Genomic DNA, 1538 nt, shown 5'->3' with positions numbered 1-1538 from the left:
TTCCGTTACTTCGCAGGTAACGGGAACCATCTTGAATCAATTATGTGAAAAGAAGTTTAATATAGTTGTAATGCCTCTATAATTGTTTATAACATTTTAAGTGATGAAAGATGAAAAGTGGCTTATAGGTGGAATTCTGATAATATGACCGAGAGGTAAAGTTACGATAAAGGGAAATCAAAATATTTATAGGGAAAGAAAGACTTAAAGTGTTATTTTGTAGAGTTTTGGCTTAAGGGGAAGTTGTTGAGAAATGAGCGAGAGGACTCTTCCCTTCAAGAGATGCTTCTTGCGGGAGGAATAAATATGGACACATCTAGGCCGCTTTATCAATAAAAATAAAAAAATCTATGCCGAGATTCCATTGCTTTTTACAAAAGAAATTACCTTCTCATTTGCTTCATCAATCTTCTTGTCGTTGAAAGGTTTGAGATAGGTTTCAGTAACATTTATCGATGAATGTCCCATCGCTTCGGAAATAATGCCAGGGTGAATCTCACAATAATATGCCATTGTGGCCCACGTGTGTCTTGCCGAATACGAACTAAGATGTGAACTCATATTCAAATGTGTTTTTAAAGCTGACAGCTGATAGTTAAAACGCCTCAAAGCTGATTGATACTCTTTATAAGCCGCTTCTGTACCATCCTTGCTACGTAATATTGGGAATAAATAAGGTGAGTTCTCGTCCTTATTGGATACCATGTGTACCAGCTGTAAGGCTTCAGGGGATAGAAGTACCCGTAAGGTGCGACCAGTCTTTCTTCTACGATAGGACAATACATTCCCTTGCAGGTCTTTCTTGTGCAAGAAAGCTAAATCGACAAATGGGAGACCACGCATCATAAACATAAAAACAAATAGCATTTTGGCCTTTTGAAGGCTTGAGGAAGGAATCCTTTTGGACAAATCCATTTCTGTCCCGCGAACTAAAGTTCCTATATCCGAAGCTTCCAAAGCTCTTTTCTTGTCTGCTTTAGTTCCTGTATACACATGTTCAAATAATCTAGGAGTATAACGGACACATCGTAAATCTACAGCTCGATTGTAAGCCGAGCGAATGACTTTCATATAGGTAGAAACGGTGTTCCAACTGCAATCTCGTTGACGCAGGTGCATTTCAAAACGTTTCAAAACCACTGGATTCAATTTGCGCAGATGCAAATCCCGATAGTTATTGAATGCGGAAAACACATTCAATGTAGATTGGTAAATATGGGCTGTTCCCCATCTCCCATTTTCTCGAAGCTCTCCAATAATAGTTGACAGCATTTCTTGTAAGGTAATCTCTTTCATCTTCAATTTAAATTATACATTCTCTTATTAATAATATGTATAAGTACAATCCCTTTATAATGCAGAACATACGTGCAAATACACTAATAATTGGGGCGAACAACAATCCCATTAACAAAAAAGTGCGCTTAAATGCAGATTTTTCGATTAATTATAAAAAAACAGCATTATTATTTGCTCATTTATAGAAAAACAATTATGTTTGCACGGAAAATTCCTCCGTTACCTGCGAAGTAACGGAA

General features: G+C 37.0%; 1 protein-coding gene. It reads right to left on the bottom strand.

All coding sequences use genetic code 11. The features are described from left to right. Positions 1 to 348: 348 nt before the first annotated feature. Entirely contained in the window at positions 349 to 1296 is a 948-nt protein-coding gene (locus tag DXD65_RS20850; RefSeq protein WP_005824483.1) for a tyrosine-type recombinase/integrase, read from the bottom strand. Positions 1297 to 1538: the final 242 nt, after the last annotated feature.

This window comes from Bacteroides sp. 4_1_36 (assembly GCF_003466325.1).
Taxonomy (GTDB): domain Bacteria; phylum Bacteroidota; class Bacteroidia; order Bacteroidales; family Bacteroidaceae; genus Bacteroides; species Bacteroides uniformis.
Note: the sequence above shows the minus strand (reverse complement) of the source record. Positions and strands in the feature narration are given on the sequence as shown.